This window comes from Streptomyces sp. 150FB (genome assembly GCF_000818195.1).
Lineage (GTDB): Bacteria > Actinomycetota > Actinomycetes > Streptomycetales > Streptomycetaceae > Streptomyces.
In genome coordinates this window covers 7,660,972-7,687,888 of record NZ_JTHL01000001.1, presented here as the reverse complement: position 1 = coordinate 7,687,888, position 26,917 = coordinate 7,660,972, and the positions used below count along the sequence as shown (strand labels likewise).

Here is a 26,917-nt window from a genome sequence, read left to right as displayed (position 1 = left end):
GCCCGCGGACCGTGCGGCGGCCGCCGGGCGAGGACGCCCCGGGGACCTGAGCGGGGTCAGCCGGACGTACCGCCCGACCGCTCCTTCTTGAGCGACATCCCGAGGCGGCTGTGCCCGCGTCCGAACGCGGCGTAGACGACCATGCCGACGACCATCCAGATGGCGAACCTGAGCCAGGTCTCGGCGGGCAGGTTCAGCATCAGCCACAGCGAGGCCGCCACCGAGGCGATCGGCACGAACGGCATCAGCGGCGTACGGAACGAGCGCGGCAGGTCCGGGCGCTTCCTGCGCAGGATGACCACGCCGATCGCGACCACGATGAAGGCGAACAGGGTCCCGATGTTGACCAGTTCGGCCAGTTCGTCGATGGAGGTGAACCCGGCGACCGCGGCGACGATCACGCCGAGGAGCAGAGTGGAGCGGTGCGGTGTGCCGAACTTGGGGTGCACACGGGAGAACGTCCTCGGCAGCAGCCCGTCCCTGCTCATCGCGAAGAACACACGGGTCTGGCCGAGCAGCAGGATCATACAGACCGAGGTGAGCCCGACGGCCGCGCCGAAGCTGATGACCCCGGCCCAGAAGGGGTGTCCGACCGACTTGAACGCGTCGGCGAGCGGGGCGTCCACGGTCAGCTTGCTGTACTTCTGCATGCCCGTGACGACAACGGTGACGGCGACGTACAGGACGGTGCAGATGACGAGCGACCCCATGATGCCGCGCGGCACGTCGCGCCGCGGGTTCCTGGTCTCCTCGGCGGCGGTCGCGACGATGTCGAAGCCGATGAACGCGAAGAAGACGACGGCGGCGGCGGTGAAGATGCCCATGATGCCGAAGCTGCTCGGGGTGAAGCCCGCGATCACCTGGATCAGCGGCGCCGACAGGCCGTTGCCGCCTCCGGTGTGCTCGGCCGGCGGGATGAACGGCTTGTAGTTGGCGCCGGTGATGAGGAAGGCGCCCACGATGATGATGAGCAGCACCACGGTGACCTTGACGGCCACGATGACGTTCGTGACGCGCGACGACAGCTTCATACCGACGACGAGGATGGCGGTCAGGGCGAGCACGAGGAGGGCGGCGAGGATGTCGAATCCGAACTTCCCGCCGTGCGTGCCGGACAGCGCCTGCGGCAGGTCGAAGCCCGCCGAGCTGAGCAGTGAGCGGATGTAGCCGGACCAGCCGACCGACACCACCGCCGCGGCGAGGGCGAGTTCGAGGATGAGGTCCCAGCCGATGATCCACGCGGGCAGTTCGCCGAGGGAGGCGTACGAGAAGGTGTACGCGGAGCCGGCGACCGGCACCGTCGAGGCGAACTCGGCATAGCAGAGCGCAGCCAGACCGCAGACGATCCCGGCGACGACGAAGCCGAGGGCGGTGGCGGGTCCGGCCGTCTCCTTGGCCACTTTGCCGGTCAGGACGAAGATGCCGGTCCCGATGATGACCCCGATACCAAAGACCGTCAGGTCGAGTGCGGAGAGGGACTTCTTGAGCGCGAACTCCGGGTCCTCGGTGTCGCGGATCGACTGTTCCACGGTTTTTGTCCGGAACAGGCCCTTCTGGGCCGGTCCCGAGTCTTGGTGCGTACTCACCGGCGTACCTCCGTTGTGCGTCGCCCCCGCGTCATGATCAAGAAACGCTGGGCCACGCGTACCCGGATACACGCAAATTCACACGGATGGGTCGGTTGGACCACTCGCAGGGGCTCTTCGCACGTCGGGCGGATCCTCGCCCCTCCCCTCCGCGGCGAAAAGCCCCGCCCTCCTTGAGGAGGGCGGGGCTTTTCACACACAAGCACACAGGCGCACGAACACATCCGGTACGCGGACGCCGGTCGCGGGTCAGTCGCGGGCGATCTCCGCGTGGGTGTCCACCAGCCGGCCGTCCAGCCGCGAGACCAGACCGGTGACCTGGCGTGCGATGTCCGGTGCCGTCAGGCCGATCTCGGCCATGATCTCCTTGCGGGAGGCATGGTCGAGGAAGCGCGGCGGGATGCCGAAGTCACGGAGCGGTACGTCGACCCCGGCGTCGCGCAGCGCCTGCGCGACCGCCGAACCGACGCCGCCCACGCGGCTGTTGTCCTCGACGGTGACGACCACCCGGTGCTGCTCGGCGAGCGGCGCGAGCGCCTCGTCGACCGGCTTGACCCAGCGGGGGTCGACGACCGTCGTCGAGATGCCCTGCTTGTCGAGGAGCGTGGCGATCTCCAGGCACATCGGGGCGAGAGCGCCGACGGAGACGAGCAGTACGTCGGCGGCTGCCTCCTCGGACCTGCGCAGGACGTCCATGCCGCCGATCCGGCCGACGGCGGAGACAGCCGGGCCGACGGCGCCCTTGGAGTAGCGGACGACGGTGGGGCAGTCGTCGATCTCGACGGCCTCGCGCAGTTGGGCGCGGACCTGGTCGGCGTCGCGCGGGGCGGCGATCCGCAGGCCCGGCACGCACTGGAGGATCGACATGTCCCACATGCCGTTGTGCGAGGCGCCGTCGGTGCCGGTGATGCCCGCCCGGTCGAGGACAAACGTCACTCCGCAGCGGTGCAGGGCGACATCCATCAGCACCTGGTCGAAGGCGCGGTTGAGGAAGGTCGCGTAGACCGCGAAGACGGGGTGCAGGCCGCCGGTGGCGAGGCCCGCCGCCGAGACGGCGCCGTGCTGCTCGGCGATGCCGACGTCGTACACCCGGTCGGGGAAGGCCTTGGCGAACTTCTCCAGGCCCAGCGGCTGGAGCATGGCGGCCGTGATCGCCACGATGTCTCCGCGCTCATGGCCGAGCTTGACCATCTCCTCGCCGAAGACCGAGGTCCAGTCCATGCCGGCGGCGGAGATCGGCAGACCCGTGTCGGGGTGGATGGGCCCGATGCCGTGGAAGCGGTCGGCCTCGTCCTGCTCGGCGGGCTTGTAGCCGCGGCCCTTCTCCGTGATGCAGTGCACGATGACGGGGCCGCCGAAGCGCTTGGCGCGTTCGAGCGCCGATTCCAGGGCCTCGATGTCGTGGCCGTCGATCGGGCCGACGTACTTCAGGCCGAGGTCCTCGAACATGCCCTGCGGGGCGATGAAGTCCTTGAGGCCCTTCTTCGCGCCGTGCAGCGTGTCGTACAGCGGCCTGCCGACGACGGGGGTGCGCTCCAGGAGGTCCTTGCCGCGGGCCAGGAACCGTTCGTAACCGTCGGTGGTACGCAGGGTCGCGAGGTGGTTCGCGAGGCCGCCGATGGTCGGCGCGTACGACCGTTCGTTGTCGTTGACGACGATCACGAGCGGGCGGTCCTTGGCGGCCGCGATGTTGTTCAGCGCCTCCCAGGCCATGCCGCCGGTGAGCGCGCCGTCGCCGATCACGGCGACGACATGGTCGTTCTTCTTCAGGACCTCGTTGGCCTTGGCCAGCCCGTCGGCCCAGCCCAGCACGGTGGAGGCGTGGGAGTTCTCGATGATGTCGTGGTCCGACTCGGCGCGGGACGGGTAGCCCGACAGGCCGCCCTTGCTCTTGAGCTTCGAGAAGTCCTGCCGGCCGGTGAGCAGCTTGTGCACGTACGACTGGTGGCCCGTGTCGAAAAGGACCTTGTCCTTCGGTGAGTCGAAGACGCGGTGCAGGGCGATGGTCAGCTCGACGACACCCAGATTGGGGCCGAGGTGGCCGCCGGTCTTGGACACCGCGTCGACGAGGAAGGATCGGATCTCCCCCGCGAGCTGGTCCAGCTCTTCCGGGCCGAGTCGGTCCAGATCACGCGGTCCCCTGATGTGGGTCAGCAACGGCACCCGTGCCTCCTTGCGTTTGAGCTGGTCGAGCTTGTCGATCCGCCGAGTCTAATGTTCCACTCGCGCGGGTGGTCGGCGGGCGGTGCGTTCTAAGTCACCCGATCGGATGTATGACTATGTGGATGCGGGGTACGGCCGGGTACGCGCGGCCGGAGCCCGCCCGTACGACACGACCGTGCCCGGCCCCCGTCGCCGGGGGCCGGGCACGGTCTGCGGGAACCGCGGTCAGGCGCGACCCGCGCTCTTCTGGGTCTTCCGGGTGATCGCGTCGATCACCACAGTGGCCAGCAGCACCGCTCCGGTGATCATGTAGACGATCGGCGAGGCGACGCCCTGGATGGCAAGACCCGACTGGATCGAAACGATCACCAGTACACCGAGCAGCGCGTTCCAGCTACGGCCGCGGCCACCGAAGAGGCTGGTGCCGCCGATGACCGCGGCGGCGATGGAGTTCATCAGCAGCGTGCCGCTGCCCGCGCCCTGGTTGGCCGCGTTGATCTGGGAGGCGAGGAACAGACCGCCGATGGCGGCGAACGTTCCGGAGATCGAGAAGACCGACGTACGGATCAGCGCGACGTTGATACCGGCGCGGCGGGACGCCTCGACGCTGCCACCGAGGGCGAAGACCTTGCGGCCGTAGGTGGTGCGGCGCAGTACGAAGTCGGTGAGCACCAGCACGGCGAGGAAGATCACGACCGCCAGCGGGAGGCCCTTGTACTGGTTGAAGACGATCGCCACGACAAAGGCGACGACGGCGAGCAGTACGGTGCGCGCCACGATCTCGCTGAGCGGCCTGGAGGGCACCGCGGCCGCCTCACGGCGGCGGTTCTCCGAGTAGGAGATCAGGAAGTACACGGCGACCACGACGATGGCGAGCACGTAGGCGGCGGCCACGTCGGTGAAGTAGTACGTGGTCAGCTTGGCGACGAGCCCGTCGGCGTCGAGGTTGATCGTGCCGTCGCTGCCGAGGATCTGGAGCATGAAGCCGTTCCAGAACAGCAGACCGGCCAGGGTGACGGCGAAGGCCGGCACACCGATACGGGCGAAGAAGAACCCGTGGATCGCGCCGATGACCGTTCCGGACAGGATGGCGAGAATGAACGCCAGCCACTCCGTCATGCCGTGTGTGACGGCCAGCACGGCGAAGAGGCCGCCGGCGACACCGCTGACGGAACCGACCGACAGGTCGATCTCACCGAGCAGCAGCACGAAGACGATACCGACGGCGATCATGCCGGTGCCGACCATCGTGATGGATATGTTGCTCAGGTTCTCGGCACCGATGAAGGTCGAGTTCAGGACGGTGAAGATCGCCCAGATGACGATCAGGCCGATGACGACCGGCATCGCGCCCAGGTCACCGGCGCGGATCTTGCGCTTGAACTCGTTCACGTATCCGCCGAAGCCCTGCTCGCGGACGAGCAGCCGCGGGTCCACGACGGTGGTGGCTCCCTCGGCGGGGGGCGGTGCGTCAACCGGGGCCGCGACCTCGGGCGCGGGCGCGGAGGTGTTCTCTGTGCTCACTTCTGAACCTCCACGTTGCGCGTCGCACGACGGGTCACGGCGTTGTCCGTGGCGCCGGTGATAGCGGCGATGATCTCTTCCTGCGAGGTGGTCTTGACGTCGAAGACGCCGTTGTTGCCGCCGAGCCTGAGCACGGCGACCTTGTCGGCGACGGCCTTGACGTCCGCCATGTTGTGGCTGATGAGGAGCACGGCGAGGCCGCGCTCCCGAAGTCGCTCGACCAGGTCGAGCACCTGAGCGGTCTGCTCGACACCGAGCGCCGCCGTCGGCTCGTCGAGGATGACGAGCTTCGGCTCGCCCAGCATGGAGCGCGCGATCGCCACGGTCTGGCGCTGGCCGCCGGAGAGCGAGGCGATCGGGATACGGACACTGGGGATGCGGATCGACAGGGTGTTGAGCAGTTCGCGCGAACGGCGCTCCATCTCAACCTCGTTGAGCACACCCCAGCGGCGGATCTCGCGTCCCAGGAAGAGGTTGCCGACGACATCGATGTTGTCGGCGAGCGAGAGGTCCTGGTAGACGGTCGCGACGCCGAGGTTCTGGGCGTCGTGCGGCTTGCCGATCGAGACCGGTGCGCCTTCCCACTCGATGACACCGTCATCGATGGGGTGTACGCCGGCGATGGTCTTCACCAGCGTGGACTTACCGGCACCGTTGTCGCCGACCAGGGCGAGAACCTCTCCGGAATGGACCTCAAGCTCGACATCGGTGAGCGCCTGAACGGCACCGAATCGCTTGGAGACCCCTCGCAACGCCAACACGGGCGTAGCGGTCATATGAACCATCTCCTTCGCCGCCTGACCGGCGGGGATGCCGCGCCGGGGTGAGGCGCGGAGGTTGAGCGGGATGAACGACAGAGGGAAATCACACTGCGGACGGCGGCGTGGAGTGGAGTGTTCTGTCCGGCACCCCGCCCTCTGCTGCGGGGCGGGATGGGCGGGATGCCGGACAGGCTCTTCCGTACCGACGGGCAGGTCCCCGGGCGGGAAGCCCTGGCAGACCTACTTGAGGCCGGCAGCTCCACACGCGGCCTTGAACTGCGCGGTGCAGATCTCGGGGATCGTGTAGATCTTGTCCTTGATGACCGTGTCCTTGATGTTGGCCTTGGTCAGCGCCACCACGGGGACGATCACGGACGGAATCTGCTTCGCGCTGCCACTGTCGCTCTTGCTCGTGGCAATGGAGTCGAGCGGCTTGCCCTGCGCGAGAGCGACGGCCATCTCACCAGCGATGGCGGCCTCCTGCGGGTAGGACTTGTAGACGCTCATGTACTGCTGGCCGGTGACGATGCGCTGCACACCGGCGAGCTCGGCGTCCTGGCCGGTGACCGGCGGGAGCGGCGAGATACCGGCGGCCTTGAGGGCGGTGATGATACCGCCGGCCAGGCCGTCATTGGCGGAGTAGACGCCGTTGACCTTGCCCTTGCCGAGCTTCGCGATGGCGCCCTGCATGTTGGTGTTGGCGTTGGACGCCAGCCAGTCGGCCGTGTCGTACTCGGCGCCGATCTTGACCTTGCCGTCGAGGACGGAGTGCGCGCCCTTCTTGAAGAGGGCGGCGTTCGGGTCGGTGCTCGCACCGTTCATCATGACGATCTGGTCGGACGCGGCCTTCGTGCCCAGCGCCTTCAGCAGGGACTCGCCCTGCGCCTTGCCGACCGCCTCGTTGTCGAACGAGGTGTAGCCGTCGATGGGGCCCTCGGCGAGGCGGTCGTAGGCCACGACCGGGATGCCCGAGTCCTTGGCCTTCTGCACCGACGCCTGGATGGCCTTCGAGTCCACCGCGTCCACGATGATCACGTTGACCTTCTTGGCGATCATCGTGTCGAACTGCTGCTTCTGGGTCGGAGCGTCCTGCTGGGCGTTGGCGTACGAGATGACGCCCTTGCCGTTGGTGAGCTCCTTGACCTTCTTCTCGATGAGCGGCCGGTCGAGCTTCTCGTAACGGGCGGTCTGGTTCTCCGGCAGGAGCAGACCGACGGTTATGTTGTCGCCCGCGCTCTTCTTCGGCGCCGCGGCCTTGTCGCCGGACTCCTTGGCGCTACCACAGGCGGCGAGAGAAACAGCCATGGCGGTGGCTGCGGCAGCCACGGCAGCACGACGCATTTTTGCGTTCACTTCGAAAACCTCCCTGACGAGGCCGCGACGTTGCGGCCGAGGTGGCTGGAAGTCAACTCGCCCGCGAGAGCGACGTCAAGGAGTAAATCCTTAACGAGATGACAACGGTGCCATTCGTTATCTAAGTGAAGGCAGGGGTGGAGGCCGGGAGGGTGCTCTCCAATAGGGTCGAATCGCCCATTTCGCTCAGTACGAGGGCCAGTGCCCCGAGCACCTCGGCCCGTCCGCCGAGCGCCCCCGGAAGTACGGAGAGCTGCCGCGCCGCGCTCGGAATCGCGTACCGGGAGACCGACTCCCTTATCGGCGTGAGCACCAGCTCACCAGCCTCCGCCAAATCCCCTCCCAGCACCACCCGGCTGGGGTTCAGCAGGTTGCACAGGTTGGCCACGCCACTGCCGATGTGGCGGCCCACGTCCGCCACCACCCGGCGGCAGCCCGGGTCGCCCTCCCTGGCGAGCTGGACGACCCGCTCCATGGTCAGATCGGCGCCGTGGCTCGGCTGAAGCAGCGGCAGCACGTAACGGGCGGCGGTGAACGTCTCCAGGCACCCCCGGTTCCCGCAGCGGCACACCGGCCCCGACTCGTCGAGGGTGATGTGCCCGATCTCGCCGGCCGTGCCGCCGGGCCCGCGGTAGATCTGGCCGTCTATGACCAGTCCCGAGCCGACGCCGCTGGCGACCTTGATGTACGCCAGGTCCCGCACCCCGCGCCCGCTGCCCCAGACAAGTTCGCCGAGGGCGCCGAGGTTGGCGTCGTTGTCCACGTACACGGGTACGCCGAGGCGCTGCGCCAGTTCGTCGCTGGGGTTGATGCCCGTCCAGCCCGGCAGGATCGAGGTGGAGCCGAGCGTGCCCGACTCGACGTCGATCGGGCCCGGTACGCCGAGCCCGACCCCGATCACCTTCTGACGGCTGACCCCGGTGGTGACGATGAGCCGCTCGACCAGTTCCTCGGCCCTGTCGAAGCCTTCGGCCGCCGAGGCGTCCACGTCGAGCGGCTCGGACTCCTCGGCGAGCACCTGGTGCGCGAGGTTGCCGACGGCGACCCGCAGATGCGTGTGGCCGAAGTCCACGCCCACCACGATGCCCGCGTCGGCGCTGAGCGAGACGCTGCGCGCCCGCCGACCGCCCGCCGAGGTCGGCGTGACCTGCACGGTCCCGCCGTCCTTCAACTCGCGGACGATGTTGGAGACCGTGGCCGCCGACAGTCCTGTGCTGCGGGCGATCTCCGCCTGGGTGAGCGAGCCCGCCATACGCACCGCGCGTACGACCCTTTCGAGGTTGGCCCGGTGCAGAGACGACTGCGACCCTGGAGTCTCCACGACTCATCCACTCCTGCCCTTGGCGGACGGCACGACCACCGCCCCCGGCCGGGGCCGCGACAATGAGACCCCGACGTATCTCCAACTTGTGAACCCTAAGCTCAGCCTTTCGGACAGCTTCCCGTCAAGACCTTGAGCGAGTGGGGATACGCATGAGCGCCTCGGGCGCCCGCGCGCACGCCGGTTGCGCGATACACCCGACCGTACGGAAGGGGCCCCGCCGCGAGCGAGACCCCTTCGTTACCTGACGGCCGGCGGCCAACTGCTCTTCAACGGGCCGCGGATCAGTGGGCGCCGGCCCACCGGCCGCCCGAAAGCGCCCGGCCGTACGCTACTTGAGCGCGCCCGCCGTCAGCCCGGACTGCACTTGGCGCTGGAAGATCGCGTACACGATCAGCACGGGCAGGATCGCGATCATCATTCCGGCCATCAGCGCGCCCCAGTCGTTCTGGTAACCCTGCTGCAGCGCGATCATCGCGAGGCCCTGAGTCAGGACATAGTGCTTCTCGTCCTGGTTGAGCACCATCGGCAGCAGGTACTGGTTCCACTGGCCGAGGAAGTTGAAGATGCCGATGCTGATCAGACCGGGCTTGGCCATCGGCAGCATCACCTGGAAGAAGGTCCGGGTGTGCGAGGCACCGTCGATCAGGGCGGCCTCGGCGACCGAGGTCGGCAGCGTTCGGAAGAAGGCCGTCATGAAGAAGACGGTGAACGGCAGCGAATAGGCGATGTAGACCAGGATCAGTCCCTGGTACGTCGCGAGCAGCGTGCTGCCGGGGAAGTCCCGCAGGACGAAGAAGAGCGGGATCACCAGCATGAAGACCGGAAATGACATGCCCGCGACGAACAGGTAGTAGATGAGCCTGTTGCCCGGGAAGGTGAACCTGGCGAGAACATAGGCCGCCATCGAGCCGAGCACCATCGTGCCGATGAGTGAACCACCCACCACGATGACCGTATTGATGAAGTACTGACCCATGTTCGCGTCGTCCCACGCCCTGGCCCAGTTGTCCCAGTGGAAGACGGTGGGCAGACCCCAGGGGTCGGAGAGAATCCCGTTGCTGTCCTTGAACGCGCTCCACAGCACCCAGAGCAGCGGGACGCCCACCATGAGCGTCCAGACCATGAGAATGCCGTGCGAGAAGACGTTGAGTACGCCTCCCTCGGTGCGTACCGCCTTGGCGGGCTCCGGCTGCTTCTTGACCGCCTCCGGTGAATCCTGCTCCACCAGGGGGTTGATTTCCTCGGTTGTCATCCGCCCGTACCCCTAGAACTCGATTCGCTCACGCCGCGCGAAGCGCATCGTGAGCACGGCGAAGGCCATCGTGACAATGAGCATCGCGATGCCCATGGCAGCGGCATAGCCGAACTGGCTGTCGCGGAAGGCCGTCTGGTACAGCCTCAGCGGCAGGACGTCGGTGGCGCCGTCGGGACCGCCGTTGTTCACCGACATGATCTGGACCAGCGCGAACCCGTCCAGCGCGATGATCCCCATGTACACCCAGCCTGTCTGCACGGTGTCCCAGAGGAGCGGGAGGGTGATCCTGAAGAAGGTGTCGAAGCGATTGGCCCCGTCCAGCAGGGCCGCCTCGTAGATGTCCGAGGGAATGGACGCCATCGCCGCCGAGAAGAGCACCACGAAGAAACCGACATTGCTCCAGACCATGACGGCGGCGATGCACAGGAGTGCGAGGTTCTTCTCGCCGAGCCAGGAATTCTGGAGGCCCTCAAGTCCGACAGAACCGAGCAGCGAGTTGAGCATGCCGTCCTGCGGATCCGGATTGTAGATGTTGAACCAGATCACCGCGACGATCGTGACCGAGATGACCTGCGGGAAGAAGAACACGAACTTGTAGAACTTCGATCCGCGCACACCGGTGACGACTTGGTTCTTCCGCCGCTTGCCGCCGACATTGAGCATGAAGGCGAAGAACATCCCGAGTGCCAGGGTGACGATCGGAAGTCCGATCAGCAGATAGATGTTGTGGCGCAGCGCGTTCCAGAAATCCTCGCTGTCCCAGAGCCGGTGGAAATTGTCCAGGCCGACGAACTTCGACGTGCCGACCAGGCCGGACCAGTCGGTCATCGAGATCTGGAAGGCCTGGACGAAGGGCGAGATCACGAAGATGGCGTAAATGATCAGTGGGAGGGCCAGGAAGCCCACGATGAATCGGTATTTGCCGTGTTGCATGGTGCTTCCCGGCCCTTCCCCTCAGGTTCCGTTTCGCCGGTCGGACAGTTCAGTCGGACAGTTCGGATGGAGCGGTCAGACCGTACGCTTGAACTTGGTGACGGAGCTGTCCTTGGCGACCTTGTCGGCCTCCGCCTGCGTCTTCTTGATCCATTCGGCGGCCTTCATGTCACCGGTGAGGAGCTGGCCGGTGAGGCCGCCGATCTTCTCGTCCGTCAGCGACGGGTACCACTCCTGGAGCTGAAGGCTGATCAGCTTGTCGCCCGCCGCCTTGAAGACGGAGTCGGCCGAGGCCAGCCCCGGGGAGAGCGTCATACCCTCGGTGGCGTCCAGCACGCAGGTGAGGGACTTGACCTTGGTGGCGAAGTTCTGCGCCTGCTTCTTGGAGAGCATGATGCGCAGCATCTCCATGCCGCCGGCCGGGTTCTTGCCCTTACTCGGCACGATGAACGGCTCGCTGGGCTCGGCGCGCAGGGTGCCGTGCGGCAGCTTGTCGGCGTGGCCGTCGAAGAGCGCGCCGACAGCCATGCCGAAGTCCTTCGGCGTGGTCGCCGCCGCCTCGTTCTCGACCCAGGAGCCGTTGGGGATGAAGACGGCCTTGCCCTTGGTCCAGGCGGTCTGCGACTGGATGTGGGTCAGGCCCTGGCTGCCGGCGAGGAAGAACTTCTTGGCCGCCAGCTCCTCGTAGTGCTCGACGACTTCCCTGACCCCGTCGTTGTCGGTCCACGCCTTCGGCTCGAGGTTGTCGATGGCGATCCACTTGTCCATACCACCGAGCTTGGCGATCTGGGCGAAGAGGTTGAAGTGGACGTAGTACGGGTATTTGCCCGCGTACGTCCAGGGCGCGACGCCCGTCTTCTTGATCTCCGTACAGGTCTTGACCATCTCGTCGAGGGTCTTGGGGTAGGTCCAGCCCTTGTCCTGGAGCAGCTTCTGGGAGTACCAGGTGCCGTAGACGGTGAAGGCGTAGTAGAGCACGTCGAAGGTCTTGCCGTGCAGACCCTTCTCCAGCGTGCTGGGGTGGATCGTGTCCTTGATCTTCTTGGCAGCGTCGTCCATGGACGCGGCGTCCAGAAGGGTCTGGAGGTCCTGCAACTGGCCCTGGCTGGACAGCTTGTTCATGTCCAGGTGGTCGGCGCCGGAGTTGTCGATGATGTCCGGCGGGTTGCCGCCGGCGAAGCGCGGGGTGAGCTTCGGGCCGACGGCCTGGGTGCCCGTGTGCTTGACCGTGGTGCCGTACGTCGAGTTGTAGACGGCCTCCGCGTCCTTGGCGTACTGGTCGCCGAGGCCGCCCTTGAAGATGAACGCCTCCATCGGGGCGCCCTTCTTCACCCCCAGCGGGTTGGTCGCAGAGGTCTTGCCCGCGGGCGCCTTCGTCTCCTTCGTACTGCTGCCACCGCCACCGGTGGCGCAGGCCGACAGGAAGCTCATCGTCGGAACGGCGATCAGGCCGAGCGCGGCTGAGCGTTTGATCAGATCACGACGGCCGAGGCCCTCGCTGCTGTGAGCGGAGGTGGATCCCATGCTCAAGTCCTCGCCTTCTAACAGGACTCAGGCGGTGTACCGGTCGCCCGTGCTGCTCGCCGTGAGGCGAAGGGCCCCGCCACCGCGGTCAAATGAAGCTGGGTCGTACGGGAATGTCGTACTGGATTCAACAGCGGGAACGGCCTGAATGGTCGGCCGGAAACGGTCAGAGCCCTCCTCGCCCACCCCAGTCCCCACAGATGCTCCGCCGGAGAAACGGCGGGTACGGACGCGATAGGTATAGTCCACTTGCGGCCAACTGAGCAAGATCAAAAGCAGGTTTGGACGGCAGTCTTTCCCTAGTTGAGACCTCCTGGATATCTGGGCCGATTGTGTGGCCATTCGACCACATCGGTTCCGCGGCATTGGCCGATTGCAAGCCACCGGCATCTCCAACCTCCTTGACACCTCCGCCCACTTGACTCCTACTGGACGCGCGTGTCACATGTGACAACGTTGTCCGATGGGTTTCACAGGAGGAAAGGCTCGCATGCAGCAGAGAACCGGACGTCGGCTCAGACAATGGCATACGGCTGCCCTGGTGGGTGCGGCGTCACTACTTGTGGTGACAGCCCAGTCGGCCGCCATAGCACAGCCGGCCCGTACGAACACGGCACAAAAGGAATTCACTTCGTCCTTCGAGGCCGACGAGGCCCAGCCGGACTGGCGCAACACCGTCGAAACCGCCCCTGACGGCCAGAAACGGTCATCCGGTGTGGATGGCGGCTTCACCGCCGGAATTCCGGGCAATGTGACCGACCAGGTCGTCGGGTTGCGGGCCAGCGCCGAGAACACGGACGGTGGCGAGACCAAGGAAAACCTGATCGACGTTCAGCCCAGCACGAAGTGGCTGGCGTTCGAGACCAGCGGCTGGATCGAATTCGATCTCGACTCCCCGGTCAAGGTCGTCACCTACGCCCTGACCTCGGCGAACGACCACGCGGAGCGGGACCCGAAGGATTTCACCCTCCAGGGGTCCACGGACGGCAAGGCGTGGAAGGACCTCGACACACGATCGGGTGAAACCTTCGGGGAGCGGCTCCAGACGAAGTCGTACGACACCGACAACACGACCGCGTACGAGCACTACCGGCTGAACATCACGGCGAACAACGGCGCCGGCGACTCCACCCAACTGGCGGACGTGCAGTTCTCCGACGGCGACACCGCTCCCCCGGCGCCCGAGGACATGCGCACCCAGGTCGACCGGGGCCCCACGGGCTCCCCGACGGCCAAGGCCGGCGCGGGGTTCACCGGGAAGCAGGCGCTCAAGTACGCCGGTACGCACAAGCCGGACGGCCGCGCCTACTCGTACAACAAGGTCTTCGACGTCAACACGGCCGTGGGGCGCGACACCTCGCTCTCGTACCGGATCTACCCCTCCATGCCGGAGACGGATCTCAACTACCCCGCCACGAACGTGTCGGTCGACCTCGCGTTCACCGACGGCACCTATCTGAGTGACCTGAAGGCGGTCGACTCGCACGGCGGGCTGCTGACCCCCCAGGGCCAGGGCGCCGCGAAGCGCCTCTACGTCAACCAGTGGAACCAGGTGGACGCGGCGATCGGCAAGGTCGCCGCAGGCCGTACCGTGGACCGGATCCTGGTGGCGTACGACGCCCCCAAGGGGCCCGGGAAGTTCCAGGGCTGGATAGATGACATCTCACTGAAGGCGAAGGCCCCGCAGAAGCGCCTGGCGCATCTGTCGGACTACGCCTCGACCGTCCGGGGCACCAACTCCAGCGGCTCCTTCTCGCGCGGCAACACCTTCCCGGCCACCGCCGTGCCGAACGGGTTCAACTTCTGGACGCCGGTGACCAACGCCGGCTCGGACAGTTGGCTGTACGAGTACGCGCACGGCAACAACGCGGACAATCTGCCGACGCTTCAGGCGTTCAGCGCCAGCCATGAGCCAAGTCCCTGGATGGGCGACCGGCAGACGTTCCAGATGATGCCGTCCGTGGCCACCGGCACTCCCGACGCCGACAGGACCGCGCGGGCGCTGCCCTTCCGGCATGAGAACGAGGTCGCGAAACCCCACTACTACGGGGTGACCTTCGAGAACGGTCTCAAGACCGAGCTGACCCCGACCGACCACGCCGCGATGATGCGGGTCACCTATCCGGGTGATGACGCGAGCATGGTCTTCGACAACATCTCCAACGACGGCGGGCTGACGCTCGATCCGGCGACCCGCTCCTTCAGCGGCTTCTCCGATGTGAAGAGCGGACTGTCGACCGGCGCGACCCGGCTCTTCGTATACGGCGTCTTCGACGCGCCCGTCACGGCGAGCGGCAAGCTCACCGGCGGCGGCGGTGACGACGTCACCGGGTACCTGCGCTTCGACGCGGGCAAGGACCGTACGGTCCAACTGCGCATCGCGACCTCGCTGATCAGCCTCGACCAGGCGAAGAAGAACCTGTCCGACGAGATCCCCGCCTCCAGCGGCTTCGCGCAGGTCGAGAAGCGCGCGCAGCACGCCTGGGACCAGATCCTGGGCCGGGTCGAGGTGGAGGGCGCCGATCCCGACCAGCTCACCTCGCTCTACTCCAGCATGTACCGGCTGTACCTGTATCCCAACTCCGGCTTCGAGAACACCGGTACGAAGGCGCGCCCGAAGCAGCAGTACGCCAGCCCGTTCTCCGCGATGACCGGCGAGGACACCCCGACCCACACCGGGGCGAAGGTCGTCGACGGCAAGGTGTACATCAACAACGGCTTCTGGGACACCTACCGGACGACCTGGCCCGCGTACTCGCTGCTGACGCCCGACAAGGCGGGCGAGATGGTGGACGGCTTCGTCCAGCAGTACAAGGACGGCGGCTGGATCTCCCGCTGGTCCTCCCCCGGCTACGCCGACCTGATGACCGGCACCAGCTCCGACGTCGCCTTCGCCGACGCGTACGTCAAGGGCGTCGACTTCGACGCCGAGGCGGCGTACGAGGCTGCGCTGAAGAACGCCACCGTGGTGCCGCCGACATCGGGCGTGGGCCGCAAGGGCATGGAGACCTCACCGTTCCTCGGCTACACCTCGACCAAGACCGGTGAGGGCCTGTCCTGGGCCATGGAGGGCTACGTCAACGACTACGGCATCGGGCAGATGGGCCAGGCGCTGTACAAGAAGACGAAGAAGGCCCGGTACAAGGAGGAGTCGGAGTACTTCCTCAACCGCGCCCAGGAGTACGTCAAGCTCTTCGACCCGGACGCCGGCTTCTTCCAGGGCCGCGACGCGAACGGCGACTGGCGGCTGCCCTCGGCCGAGTACGACCCCAAGGTCTGGGGGTACGACTACACGGAGACCGACGGCTGGGGATACGCCTTCACCGCGCCGCAGGACAGCCGCGGCCTGGCGAATCTGTACGGCGGGCGCGACGCGCTCGGCAAGAAGCTCGACACGTACTTCGCCACTCCGGAGACGGCTTCGGCCGAGAACGTCGGCTCGTACGGCGGTGTCATCCACGAGATGACGGAGGCGCGCGACGTACGGATGGGCCAGTACGGCCACTCCAACCAGGTCGCCCACCACGTGACGTACATGTACGACGCGGCGGCCGAGCCCTGGAAGACCCAGGAGAAGGTACGTGAGGTGCTCTCGCGGCTCTACACCGGCAGCGAGATCGGCCAGGGCTACCACGGCGACGAGGACAACGGCGAGCAGTCGGCGTGGTACCTCTTCTCGGCGCTGGGCTTCTACCCGCTGGTGATGGGCAGCGGCGAGTACGCGATCGGCTCGCCGCTCTTCACCAAGGCGACGGTGCATCTGGAGAACGGCCGCGATCTGGTCGTCAAGGCGCCGAAGAACAGCGCGAAGAACATCTACGTCCAGGGCCTGAAGGTCAACGGCAAGGCGTGGACGTCCACAGCGCTCCCGCACGACCTGCTCGCGAAGGGCGGGGTGCTGGAGTTCGCGATGGGACCCAAGCCGTCCAAGTGGGGTACGGGCAAGAACGCGGCCCCCGCCTCGATCACGAAGGACGACAAGGTGCCGACGCCGCGCTCCGACGCGCTGACCGGGCCCGGCGCGCTCTTCGACAACACGTCGGCGACGGCGGCGACAGTGCCGGCCGGGCCGCTGGCTCTGCCGGTGGCTTCGGCGACGAAGGCGGCGCAGTACACACTGACGTCGTCCAAGGCGGCCCAGGCGCCGGACGGTTGGACGCTGGAGGGTTCGGCCGACGGAACGGTGTGGAAGACACTGGACCAGCGGGCCGGGCAGACCTTCGCGTGGGACAAGCAGACGCGGGTCTTCACGGTCGCCCACCCGGGGTCGTACGCGCACTACCGCCTGGTGACGACCGGTCAGGCCGACCTGGCGGAGGTGGAGTTGCTGCGCTAGCGCTCAGCCGCTGAGGAACGGAGGGGACGGGACACCGGCTGAACGCCGGTGTCCCGTCCCCGCGTTGTGGGCGGTGCGGCCGACCGGCCAAGGGTCGCGATCACATCAGGAATCTCGGTGGTGTCAGGAATCGTGTCGCGCCAGGAATCGCGGTCCTGTCAGGAATCGCGGTCGCGTACGGAGCGGATCACGGACGCCCCCGACCACTCACGAACCACCCGCGTGTCACGGCGCGCCTCACGCATACCTCGCGTCGCGGCCCGCTCGATGCGCTGCCCGTCGGCGCTCACCCCGTACCGGCGCCGGTCACGCCGGACAAGAACGGCGACCGCCGACCCGACGACCACGATCAGTGCGACAACCCATCCCAGCAACATCGTTGCTCTCCCCCCAGGTGCAGCCTGCTACCACCGTCTCAATTCTCAGGATCCCATCAGTCCAGCAGGTCCCGCAGCAGCGCCAGCAGATCCGGTGTGTCCGCGCCGGACAGCGTCTTGAGTGTGCCGGCGCGGCGGGCCAGAACCACACCGATGAACGCGGCGGTGAGCAACTCGGCGCGCAGGCCCGCCTGTTCGTCGCCCTCGCGGTTGAAGCGGTCGCGCAGCGGGGCGACGATGCGGTGGTCGAGTTCCACGAGGGCGGCTTCCTGCGCCGCGGGATCCTCGTACGGGCGTACCGCGGCCTGGACGACCGGCCCGGGGCCCAGGCGTTCGAAGCGTTCCATGAGCGTGGCGAGGCGTTCGGGGTCGCGCAGGTCGGCGAGGATCCCGGTGGCGCTCTCGGCGTGCAGGACCGCGATGAAGAGCTGTGCCTTGCCGCCGAAGTACCGGGCGATCATCGTCGGGTCGACACCGGCGCGCTCTCCGATGTCACGTGCGGTGGTCCGGTCGAAGCCACGCTCGCCGAACAGCTCACCGGCTGCCCGCAGGAGCCGTTCGCGGCTGGCCGCCGCATCGCGGCGGCGGGGGGACGCTTCCTTGGTCATGGGTCAATCTTCGCCGAGATCTCCGGGCGCCCCCGCCGCCGCCGCGACGCCTTCCACCTCCAGGAGGCTCTCCTCGGAGTCGCTCACCGACCGTACGACGACGGACCGGCCCCGGACCCGGGGCAGGACGAGGGCCGCGAAGGCGGTGACGAGCCACATACCGACGCCGATGAGCCCGGCGACGGTGTACCCGCTCCCGGCCGGGAGCGCGTGTCCGGGGGCGGTGTGCGCTTCAAGCACGACGGCGCTCAACGTGCTGCCGGTGGCGTACCCGACGTACCGGATCACCTGGTTGAAGCTGGTGGCGCTGCCGGTCTCGTGGGCGGGCACGGAGCCGACGATGAGGCCGGGCATGACGGCGAAGATCGCGCCGACACCGAGGCCGGCGACGCCCATGACCACGAGGATCTCCCACATGGCGGAGCGGGCGAGGATGAACATCAGCATGGAGAGCAGGACGACGGCCGATCCCAGGGCCAGTGCGAGCGCGGGCGCGGCGTGCCGTACGAGGACCCGTGTGACGCGGGTCGCGGCGACGCTGGCGGCGGAGAACGGCACGAGCGCCAGCCCGGCCACGGCGACGGTGGCGCCGAGGCCGTAACCGCTGCTGGTGGGGGTCTGGACGAACCGGGTGACCAGCGAGATCAGCAGATACATGCCGACGCCTGCGAGCAGGGCGGTGATGTCGGCGGTGAGGACGGCCGGCCGGCGCAGCAGCCGCAGGTCGACGAGCGGATGGGCGCGCCTCAGCTCCACGACGACCCACGCGACGAACACGGCCACCGAGGCGGCGAGCACCCCGATCAGCCGCGCGGACCCCCACCCCCAGCTCTCGCCCTCGCTGATCCCGAGGAGCAGCCCGGCGAGGGACACACCGAGGAGTACGGCACCGGGGAGGTCGAGGCGCCCTGCCGGGCGGTGGGCGGAGGACGGCACGACGAGCACAGCGACGAGCAGCCCGAGCGCGCTGACGACGGCGCCGAACCAGAAAGCGGCGTGCAGACCGCCGTACTGCGCGACGACCCCGGTGATCGGATACCCCAGGCCGACCCCGGCGACGGTGGTGACGGAGAGGATGGCGGCGGCGGACCGCGCGCGCTCGACGGGAAGCGCGTCGCGCACGACGGCGATCCCGAGCGGCGTCAGTCCGAGCCCGACGCCTTGCAGCGCGCGCCCGGCGAGGAGGTACGGAAACCCGAGCGGCAACGCGGCAAGCACGGCCCCGGCGGTCACCCCGGCGAGACTGGCGATGATCACGACGCGCCGGTGGGGCCCGTCCCCGAGCCGCCCCATGACGGGCGTGGCGAGGGCGCTGACCAGGAACGTCACGGTGAGGGACCACTGGGCGTCGGTCAGGGAGATGTGGTCGGTGTCGGCGATGGTGGGGATGAGGGGCGCCCCGAGGCTGCTGACGATGGCCACAACCATCCCGACGAACACAAGCCCAGGCACAAGAAACCGACGGGGAGCGCCCCGCCCAGCCACCCCTACGCCTATATCGGAGCCCCCATCCGCACCCACACCCGCATTTGCCACGTCAACACACGTCCACACTTGATGTCTACACCCGATGTCTACAGACGATGACATGCTACGCCTCATAGGGTCAACCGAGCCGGGGGGCCGCCGGGCGACGCGGCGCGTCGAGGACCGTACGCACGGCTTACCGCGCAGACGGGCCGGGCGCGGGCGGGCGGGGGTGGCTTGGCGGGCGGAGGAAACAGCGCAGGGCGAGCCCCGCGTACGCGGGGAGCTCGCCGCCCGCGATATCCGCGCTCGGCTCGCTTCAGGTATGCGGCGTCAGTCAGTCGAGCCAGAGGAGATCCGTGACACGGAACTCGCGTAGGCCGGGATACCGGGTGTAGCTGATCAGAACGGACAGACGGGGAACATCCACGTTGTACCGGCCGTCCCCCATCGGGTAGCCAGGGGGCGATTTGTCGGCGTCGACGGCGGCGCCGGCCTCGACGGCGAGTGCTCGCAGGAAAAGCACGACCTGGTCGTGTAACTCGCTGTGGCCGCTGGTGCGCATCGCCTCCAGGACGTTCGCCGAGTCCTCATTGCAGAACATCGTCCAGCCACGCGAACCGGGACTGCTCACTCTTCACCGTCGACCAGGTTGGGCACGGAGACGAGCCCACGGCGGGCGTCAGTCTCGGCAAGACGCTGCTGACGTCCGGGGCGGCTGTCGAACATGGCCTCCATCCACCAGGCCCGGAGGACGGCGTTGATCGCCTCGCCCTCTTCCGCCTGGCCGATCTCGGCGTAGAACGCCATGCGCTTGGCCCCCGTGAGGGCGCCGGCCACGGCATCGATGGTGTGCGGGATCGGGCGAACCCTGACCGTTGGATCCGCTGAGTGTTCGGGCTGGGTGCTCACGGCGTTCTCCTCAACGTTGGAGTTCGAGTGTCCTATGACGGCAATTGGTCGGTCCACCCGAGCCTGTGCGGGAAGCACCACAGAGCAGACTGCCACGTGACAGCCGACTCCGATTCCACGTACGCCTTACAGAGGCATACGTGAACGCTTTTCACCCTGTCGGCGTGGGAAACATGTCAGATGCTCGGCCTGCCTGTCCTGCTGAGCTCGGGTTCCCAACTCGACCAACCAGGACGTGCGTTCGACAGCCACGCCGGAGTGTAAACGCGCGACACCCGGCGCCAGGACCCGCAGTACCGTGGGTGGACCACTCTCCGGCGGGGGTCCACATGAACACGTCCATCTCCATCGGCGACCGCATTCGCAGCCTGCGCGAGTTCCGCGACACCACCCAGGAACAGCTCGCCCAGCGCGCGGGCGTCTCCGTGGACACCATCCGCAAGCTTGAGCAGAACGTCCGGCAGTCGGCGCGCATCAACACGCTGCGCGCCCTCGCGCACGCCCTCGACGTCCAACTGGAGCGGCTGGTGGGACAGCCCACCGTGACGCAGGAACTCTCCGACGACGGTGGCCTCCTGGCCCTGCGAGACGCCATCCAGACCCTCGGCTCCCTGCCTGGTGTCCTCGCTGACGACGACCTGGAGGACCCCCCAGGGGAAGAAGCCTGGATCGCCTCGGTGAAGGCCGCGACCAGCATGTACTGGAAGGGGGACTACGCGCGCCTCTCAGGCGTACTGCCCTTGCTTCTGCGGGACGGCGTGGCAGTCGCCCGCGAGACCGACACGGACCGCGTGTGGCAGCAGCTTGCCCTCACGTACCAGCTCGCCGCCTCGCTGGCGACGCAGGCAGGACACCCCGACTGGGCGTTCGCCGCCGTCGAGAAGCAGCTCGCCGCCGCCGCACGTGCCTCCGACCCGCTGATGGAGGGGATGGGTGTCAGCACCCTGTCCTGGGTCCTGTTGCGGCAGGGCCGCTGGGAGCAGGCGCGGGCCGTTGCGGAGCGGAAGGCTGACGCGTTGGAGCCGAGCATTCGCCGCGCGACACCCGCGCAGTACGCCGTGTACGGCAACTTGCTGATCGCCGCCGCCACGCCGGCGGCGCGCGGCGGCGCCCGCGACGACGCGAAGGAGCTGCTGAATCTCGCCGAGGCCGCGGCGACCCGGACCGGACCGGTCCGTGCCTACGGCTCCGCGTTCTCGGTGGTGGACGTCCGCACGCAGCAGGTCAACATCTCACTGGCGGGAGAGGAAAACGAGCCCGCCGAAGCGCTGCGGTTGTCTCAGCGCGTCGACCTGGACGCGATCACCAGGCCGGTCCATGCTGCAGCTCACCACATGGATGTGGCACACGCGCAGTACCAGACCGGGGACTGCGACGGCGCGCTGATGACGCTTCTGGATGTCGAGCAGAAGCAGCCGGAGTGGATCCGTTTCCAGACGCTGGCGGCGGTCACGGTGCGGGAGATGCTGGAGGCCGAGCGACGCCGCAACTCGCCGCTGCGCGCGCTGGCCGGGCGGCTGGGGGTGGACCCGACGCCGTGACCTGGTAGGACAACACGTCCTATCTCGGGCAGAACTGACGGTGCGGCTGGTGCATCGCGTCACTGGACTGTGATCGCGCCGGTTCGTAGCGTGATCGGCATGAGGTGGCGCCGGCTCCATCCCGTCAGGACGGTCGGCTCCGCACCCCCAGCCCGGGGAGCCCACGTGAAAACCACCCTCCGCGAACTGCCGCCCGTCGAAGCCTGGTCCGACAACCAGCGGCGAGGCGCCGACTGCGTTTTCGGCGGGGAGCGTTTGCGCGCTGAGGACCTGATCGACCTCGGGGAACGGCGCGACATCGACGGAACGCTGGTCTTCCCCCGCGCGTGCGCGCACCACGCCACCGGCGCGTACTGCGAGGAGCACGGCATAACGCTGCTCCTCGACCCGGCCGATCCCCCGCCCGAGTATCTCGACGACGACCTCGTCTGCCCCGAACGCCCGGCGGCAGCCCGCGTGGACGACGGCGCGACCCGGTCGCAGGAGGACCGCCCGTGATCGCGCCCGATCAACCCGGCCTCGACGCCGAATCCGTCCAGGAGTCCATCCGGCGCGCTCTCGTCGCCCGCCGCGACACCCCACGCCGCGAGATGGCCGCCATCGCCGCCGACCTGGGCACGTACATCGACCTGCTGCTCCCCGCCGGTCGCGTCGCCGCAGACCGGATGTGGCGCGGCAGCATCCACTGGACCCTGCTCTCCACGCGGCTGGACAGCATCAAGCGCCAGGCCGAGCGCGGGCTCGGGGACGACGGGCCGGTGGATGCGGAGAACCGGCTGCGGCAACTCGCCTTCGACTGCCAATGGCTCTGGACCCGCTACGGCCCCACTCACTGACTAGTCGTGGGCTGGTCCCCCGCCCCGCACACCGCCGGCCCACCCCCGTCTACGCGGGGGGCGGGGGGGCAACGCCGCCCAGGACGGCAGACCGGAGTCCCCGGTCAACGTCCCGTGCGGCGGCCCTCAGCCCCTCACGGGCCTCGACGCCCTCGCCGCCTCAGCAGCTCAGGTTCGATCCCGCCGTCGTCCCCAGGATCTGCACGAAGCGCTGATACGCGTCGATCCGGCTCTGGACCTGCGCCGGGTTCCTGCCGTCGCACTCCAGCGAGCCGTTGATGCTGCGGATCGTCTGGCCGAAGCCCGCGCCGTTGACCATCGCGTTGTGCGGGGTCATCGTGCCCGGGCCGCTCTGGGTGTTCCAGTACCAGAGGCCTGTCTTCCAGGCCACGGACGAGTCCGTCTGCACCAGGTTCGGGTTGTGCAGCAGGTCGATGCCGAGTGCGTCGCCCGCCGCCTTGTAGTTGAAGTTCCAGCTCAACTGGATCGGTCCGCGCCCGTAGTACGCCGCCTGGCCCGCCGGGCAGCCGTACGACTGTGAAGCGTCGCAGTAGTGCGGGTAGTTGGCCGTGTTCTGCTCGACGACGTAGACCAGGCCGCCGGTCTCGTGGTTGGCGTTCGCCAGGAAGGCCGCCGCCTCCTGCCTCTTCACGGTGTCACTTCCCGTCTTCGCGAAGCCCGGGTACGCGCTCAGTGCGGCCGTGAGGCCGTTGTACGTGTAGAAGGAATTGCGGGTCGGGAACATCTGGTTGAACTGCGCCTCGCTGACCACGAATCCACCGGGATTCGAGGGCGGAGTGCCGCCGCCCGAGGGCGCGTTCCATTTCTGGTTGGCGGCGCCTGTGCAGGTCCAGATCTGCAGACGCGAGCCGTTGGCCGAGCTGTTGCCGGTGACGTCCAGACACTTGTCGGCCTGGGGATTGACGATGTCGTGGGCGGCGGTGACGACCCACTTCTGGTTCGCGCTTCCCGCGCAGTCCCACAGTTGCAGCGTGGAACCGTTCGCCGTGCCCTGGTCCTTGACGTCCAGGCACTTGCCGAGCGCGCGCAGTGTGCCGTCCCCGGCCACGGTCCACTGCTGCGCGCCGCTGCCGTTGCAGTCGTAGAGCTGGACGGGAGTGCCGTTGGCGTTGCTCGCCGCGGCGACATCCACGCACTTGCCTGCGAGTCCGGTGATCTGGCCGACCGGGTCGGCGGCCGACGCCGGCACCGTCAGCAGTACGGAGAAGAGGGCCGCCACCGCGAGAGCGGCGACGGCGCGGGCGAGCGATAGACCCCTGAGGGCTTTTCTCAACATCTCTGTTTAATTTTCCTTTCAGGCGATGAAGCCACAAGTCCCGCTTATCCAGCACGCTTTCTTCACGGAAGTGGGTTCGCCTGAATTGAAAGGGCAGCGCTCAACCTTGTCAAGTACTTGACAAGGCAACAACCCAAAAGAAGGACCGCACCCCACACGTCGTGGGATGCGGTCCTTTCGTACCTGTGAAACAGGCGGCGGAGCCCGGCCGGGCCCGCCGGCCCGGCTACTTGCGGATCAGGCTGCGCAGCACGTACTGCATGATCCCGCCGTTACGGTAGTAGTCGGCCTCGCCGGGGGTGTCGATGCGGACGACCGCGTCGAACTCCACACCGGTGTCGGTGGTGACCTTGACCGTGCGCGGCGTCGTACCGTCGTTCAGCGCCGTGACGCCCGTGAACGAGAAGGTCTCCTCGCCGCTCAGCCCGAGCGACTCCGCCGACGTACCCTCCGGGTACTGGAGCGGGAGGACGCCCATGCCGATCAGGTTGGAGCGGTGGATGCGCTCGTACGACTCGGCGATGACGGCCTTGACGCCCAGCAGCGCCGTACCCTTCGCCGCCCAGTCGCGGGAGGAGCCCGACCCGTACTCCTTGCCTGCCAGGACGACCAGCGGCGTTCCGGCGGCCGCGTAGTTCTGCGCGGCGTCGTAGATGAACGAGACGGGCGCGTCGGCGGCGGTGAAGTCGCGGGTGTAGCCGCCCTCGGTGCCCGGTGCGATCTGGTTGCGCAGCCGGATGTTGGCGAAGGTGCCGCGGATCATGACCTCGTGGTTGCCGCGGCGGGAACCGTACGAGTTGAAGTCGCGGCGCTCGACGCCGTGCTCGTTCAGGTACTTGGCCGCCGGGGTGTCCGCCTTGATCGCACCGGCCGGGGAGATGTGGTCGGTGGTGACCGAGTCGCCCAGCTTGGCGAGCACGCGGGCGCCGGTGATGTCCTCGACCGGCGACGGGTCGTGCTGCATGCCCTCGAAGTACGGGGGCTTCCGCACGTACGTGGACTGCGGGTCCCACTCGAAGGTGTTGCCCGTCGGGATGGACAGCGCCTTCCACTGCTCGTCGCCCGCGAAGACGTCCCGGTACGAGTCGTTGAACATGTCCTGGCCGATCGCGGAGGCGACAACCTCGTTGACCTCGGCCTCGGTCGGCCAGATGTCCGCCAGGTAGACCGGCTTGCCGTCCTGGTCGGTGCCCAGCGCGTCCTTGGTGATGTCCACCTTCATGGAGCCCGCGATGGCGTAAGCGACGACCAGCGGCGGGGACGCCAGGTAGTTCATCTTGACGTCGGGGTTGATCCGGCCCTCGAAGTTGCGGTTGCCGGAGAGCACGGCGGCGACGGCGAGGTCCGCGTCGTTGACCGCCTTCGAGATCTCCTCGTCCAGCGGGCCCGAGTTGCCGATGCAGGTGGTGCAGCCGTAACCGACGAGGTTGAAGCCGAGCTTGTCGAGGTACGGCGTGAGGTTGGCCTTGTCGAAGTAGTCGGTGACGACCTTCGAGCCCGGCGCCAGCGTGGTCTTGACCCACGGCTTACGGCTGAGGCCCCGCTCGACCGCCTTCTTGGCCACCAGCGCTGCGGCGACCATGACAGTCGGGTTCGAGGTGTTGGTGCAGGAGGTGATCGCGGCGACGGTGACGGCGCCGTGGTCGATCTCGTACGTCGAACCGTCGGGCGTGGTGACGAGGGTCGGCCTGGTCGGCACGCCGTTGGAGCTGGCCGGCGCGTCGGAGGCCGGGAAGGACTCCTTGCCCGCCTCCTCGTCGTCACTCACGTAGTTGCGCAGGTCCCGCTCGAACTTCTGCTTCGACTCGGACAGGATGATCCGGTCCTGCGGGCGCTTCGGGCCGGCGATGGAGGGGACGACCGTGGCGAGATCCAGCTCCAGCTTCTCGGAGAAGTCGGGCTCGGCGGCCGGGTCGAGCCAGAGGCCCTGCTCCTTCGCGTACGCCTCGACCAGCGCGATCTGCTGCTCACTGCGGCCCGTGAGGGTGAGGTAGCGGATCGTCTCGGCGTCGATCGGGAAGATCGCCGCGGTCGAGCCGAACTCCGGCGACATGTTGCCGATGGTGGCGCGGTTGGCGAGCGTCGTCGCGCCGACGCCCTCTCCGTAGAACTCCACGAACTTGCCGACGACGCCGTGTCCACGCAGCATCTCGGTGATCGTGAGGACGAGGTCGGTGGCGGTGGTGCCGGCGGGCAGCTCGCCGGTCAGCTTGAAGCCGACGACGCGCGGGATGAGCATCGACACCGGCTGGCCGAGCATCGCGGCCTCGGCCTCGATGCCGCCGACGCCCCAGCCGAGCACACCGAGGCCGTTGACCATGGTGGTGTGCGAGTCGGTTCCGACGAGGGTGTCGGGGTATGCCTGGCCGCCCCGGACCATGACCGTACGGGCCAGGTGCTCGATGTTGACCTGGTGGACGATGCCGGTGCCGGGCGGGACGACCTTGAACTCGTCGAACGCGGTCTGGCCCCAGCGCAGGAACTGGTAGCGCTCCTTGTTGCGGCCGTACTCCAGCTCGACGTTCTGCGAGAACGACTCGGGCGTGCCGAACTTGTCGGCGATGACCGAGTGGTCGATGACCAGCTCGGCGGGGGCCAGCGGGTTGATCTTCGCCGGATCGCCGCCCAGCTCCTTCACGGCCTCACGCATGGTCGCGAGGTCCACGACGCAGGGCACACCGGTGAAGTCCTGCATGATCACGCGGGCCGGCGTGAACTGGATCTCCTGGCTCGGCTGCGCCTGGGAGTCCCAGCCGCCTACGGCGCGGATATGGTCGGCGGTGATGTTCGCGCCGTCCTCGGTACGGAGCAGGTTCTCCAGCAGCACCTTCAAGCTGTAAGGGAGGCGCGCGGAGCCCTCGACCTTGTCCAGCTTGAAGATCTCGTACGACTCGTCGCCCACGCGCAGCGTGGCGCGGGCGTCGAAGCTGTTCGCCGACACGACAGTCTCCTTCATCAATGTGCGCGTACTACCGCAATCCTGCCGCCACGACTTTTCGGCCGATCCGCTGAGGTAAGGTTTACTTAGGTAACCCTTACCAACTGACGGCTGCGGTACGCCTTCGGCAGTTATCTCGATGTCGAGATAACTCTAGTACATGAGCGTCGGCAGGTCATGCG

The 26,917-nt window shown here is 67.7% G+C and carries 20 protein-coding genes; 4 read left to right on the top strand and 16 right to left on the bottom strand.

Annotation, left to right across the window (positions count from 1 at the left end; all coding sequences use genetic code 11):
- Positions 1-56: 56 nt before the first annotated feature.
- The 9 genes from QR77_RS32990 to ngcE all read right to left on the bottom strand — a co-directional run bounded on the left by QR77_RS32990 (position 57) and on the right by ngcE (position 12,423).
- On the bottom strand, positions 57-1,586 hold the full coding sequence (locus tag QR77_RS32990; RefSeq protein ID WP_052489231.1) for an amino acid permease: 1,530 nt from the start codon (positions 1,584-1,586) through the stop codon (positions 57-59).
- A gap of 249 nt (positions 1,587-1,835) precedes the next feature.
- A complete protein-coding gene (dxs, locus tag QR77_RS32985) occupies positions 1,836-3,749 on the bottom strand; it encodes a 1-deoxy-D-xylulose-5-phosphate synthase (protein ID WP_040025713.1) in 1,914 nt (637 codons plus the stop codon).
- Between the two features lie 225 nt (positions 3,750-3,974).
- Positions 3,975-5,273 carry an ABC transporter permease gene (locus tag QR77_RS32980; protein ID WP_040025711.1) on the bottom strand — a complete coding sequence of 433 codons (1,299 nt, stop codon included), beginning with the start codon at positions 5,271-5,273 and terminating at the stop codon, positions 3,975-3,977.
- The gene (locus QR77_RS32975) at positions 5,270-6,058 is read right to left on the bottom strand and encodes an ATP-binding cassette domain-containing protein (RefSeq protein ID WP_040025710.1); all 789 of its coding nucleotides are present in this window, start codon (positions 6,056-6,058) and stop codon (positions 5,270-5,272) included. The genes QR77_RS32980 and QR77_RS32975 overlap by 4 nt, the downstream gene beginning before the upstream one ends.
- Before the next feature lie 216 nt (positions 6,059-6,274).
- On the bottom strand, positions 6,275-7,375 hold the full coding sequence (locus QR77_RS32970) for a substrate-binding domain-containing protein (protein WP_040025709.1): 1,101 nt from the start codon (positions 7,373-7,375) through the stop codon (positions 6,275-6,277).
- 133 nt (positions 7,376-7,508) lie between these two features.
- On the bottom strand, positions 7,509-8,708 hold the full coding sequence (locus QR77_RS32965; protein WP_040025708.1) for an ROK family transcriptional regulator: 1,200 nt from the start codon (positions 8,706-8,708) through the stop codon (positions 7,509-7,511).
- 331 nt (positions 8,709-9,039) lie between these two features.
- Complete coding sequence (locus QR77_RS32960; protein ID WP_040025707.1) at positions 9,040-9,963, bottom strand: carbohydrate ABC transporter permease; 924 nt, start codon at positions 9,961-9,963, stop codon at positions 9,040-9,042.
- A gap of 12 nt (positions 9,964-9,975) precedes the next feature.
- Positions 9,976-10,899 (bottom strand): sugar ABC transporter permease, encoded by a 924-nt coding sequence (locus tag QR77_RS32955; RefSeq protein WP_040025706.1) that lies wholly within the window; start codon positions 10,897-10,899, stop codon positions 9,976-9,978.
- Positions 10,900-10,974: 75 nt separating this feature from the next.
- Entirely contained in the window at positions 10,975-12,423 is a 1,449-nt protein-coding gene (gene ngcE / locus QR77_RS32950; protein WP_040025705.1) for an N-acetylglucosamine/diacetylchitobiose ABC transporter substrate-binding protein, read from the bottom strand.
- 490 nt (positions 12,424-12,913) lie between these two features.
- Here ngcE and QR77_RS32945 point away from each other — a divergent pair, with 490 nt between their 5' ends.
- Positions 12,914-16,759, top strand: a complete 3,846-nt coding sequence (locus QR77_RS32945; RefSeq protein WP_040025704.1) for a GH92 family glycosyl hydrolase — start codon at positions 12,914-12,916, stop codon at positions 16,757-16,759.
- Positions 16,760-16,917: 158 nt separating this feature from the next.
- Here QR77_RS32945 and QR77_RS32940 read toward each other — a convergent pair whose 3' ends face one another.
- From QR77_RS32940 to QR77_RS32920, 5 genes are all read right to left on the bottom strand, one after another.
- A complete protein-coding gene (locus QR77_RS32940) occupies positions 16,918-17,136 on the bottom strand; it encodes a hypothetical protein (RefSeq protein ID WP_040025703.1) in 219 nt (72 codons plus the stop codon).
- 56 nt (positions 17,137-17,192) lie between these two features.
- Positions 17,193-17,744 carry a TetR/AcrR family transcriptional regulator gene (locus QR77_RS32935; RefSeq protein ID WP_040025701.1) on the bottom strand — a complete coding sequence of 184 codons (552 nt, stop codon included), beginning with the start codon at positions 17,742-17,744 and terminating at the stop codon, positions 17,193-17,195.
- 3 nt (positions 17,745-17,747) lie between these two features.
- Positions 17,748-19,172, bottom strand: coding sequence for an MFS transporter (locus QR77_RS32930; protein ID WP_052489773.1), 1,425 nt, complete (start codon positions 19,170-19,172; stop codon positions 17,748-17,750).
- 376 nt (positions 19,173-19,548) lie between these two features.
- Positions 19,549-19,845: a hypothetical protein gene (locus QR77_RS32925; protein WP_150130475.1), complete on the bottom strand. Its 297-nt coding sequence runs from the start codon at positions 19,843-19,845 to the stop codon at positions 19,549-19,551.
- On the bottom strand, positions 19,842-20,123 hold the full coding sequence (locus QR77_RS32920; protein ID WP_040025699.1) for a hypothetical protein: 282 nt from the start codon (positions 20,121-20,123) through the stop codon (positions 19,842-19,844). Before QR77_RS32920 ends, QR77_RS32925 begins: the two co-directional genes overlap by 4 nt.
- 329 nt (positions 20,124-20,452) lie before the next feature.
- Between QR77_RS32920 and QR77_RS32915 the strand changes: the two genes are divergently transcribed.
- The 3 genes from QR77_RS32915 (at position 20,453) to QR77_RS32905 (ending at position 22,500) form a co-directional block, all read left to right on the top strand.
- Positions 20,453-21,664, top strand: coding sequence for a helix-turn-helix transcriptional regulator (locus QR77_RS32915; RefSeq protein ID WP_040029047.1), 1,212 nt, complete (start codon positions 20,453-20,455; stop codon positions 21,662-21,664).
- 165 nt (positions 21,665-21,829) lie between these two features.
- A complete protein-coding gene (locus QR77_RS42515; RefSeq protein WP_052489229.1) occupies positions 21,830-22,162 on the top strand; it encodes a hypothetical protein in 333 nt (110 codons plus the stop codon).
- Positions 22,159-22,500 (top strand): DUF6415 family natural product biosynthesis protein, encoded by a 342-nt coding sequence (locus QR77_RS32905; protein WP_040025698.1) that lies wholly within the window; start codon positions 22,159-22,161, stop codon positions 22,498-22,500. The genes QR77_RS42515 and QR77_RS32905 overlap by 4 nt, the downstream gene beginning before the upstream one ends.
- 160 nt (positions 22,501-22,660) lie before the next feature.
- Here the strand turns inward: QR77_RS32905 and QR77_RS32900 are convergent, their stop codons facing one another.
- On the bottom strand, positions 22,661-23,797 hold the full coding sequence (locus tag QR77_RS32900) for a glycoside hydrolase family 19 protein (protein WP_040025697.1): 1,137 nt from the start codon (positions 23,795-23,797) through the stop codon (positions 22,661-22,663).
- Between the two features lie 226 nt (positions 23,798-24,023).
- The gene (gene acnA / locus QR77_RS32895; RefSeq protein ID WP_040029045.1) at positions 24,024-26,738 is read right to left on the bottom strand and encodes an aconitate hydratase AcnA; all 2,715 of its coding nucleotides are present in this window, start codon (positions 26,736-26,738) and stop codon (positions 24,024-24,026) included.
- Positions 26,739-26,917: the final 179 nt, after the last annotated feature.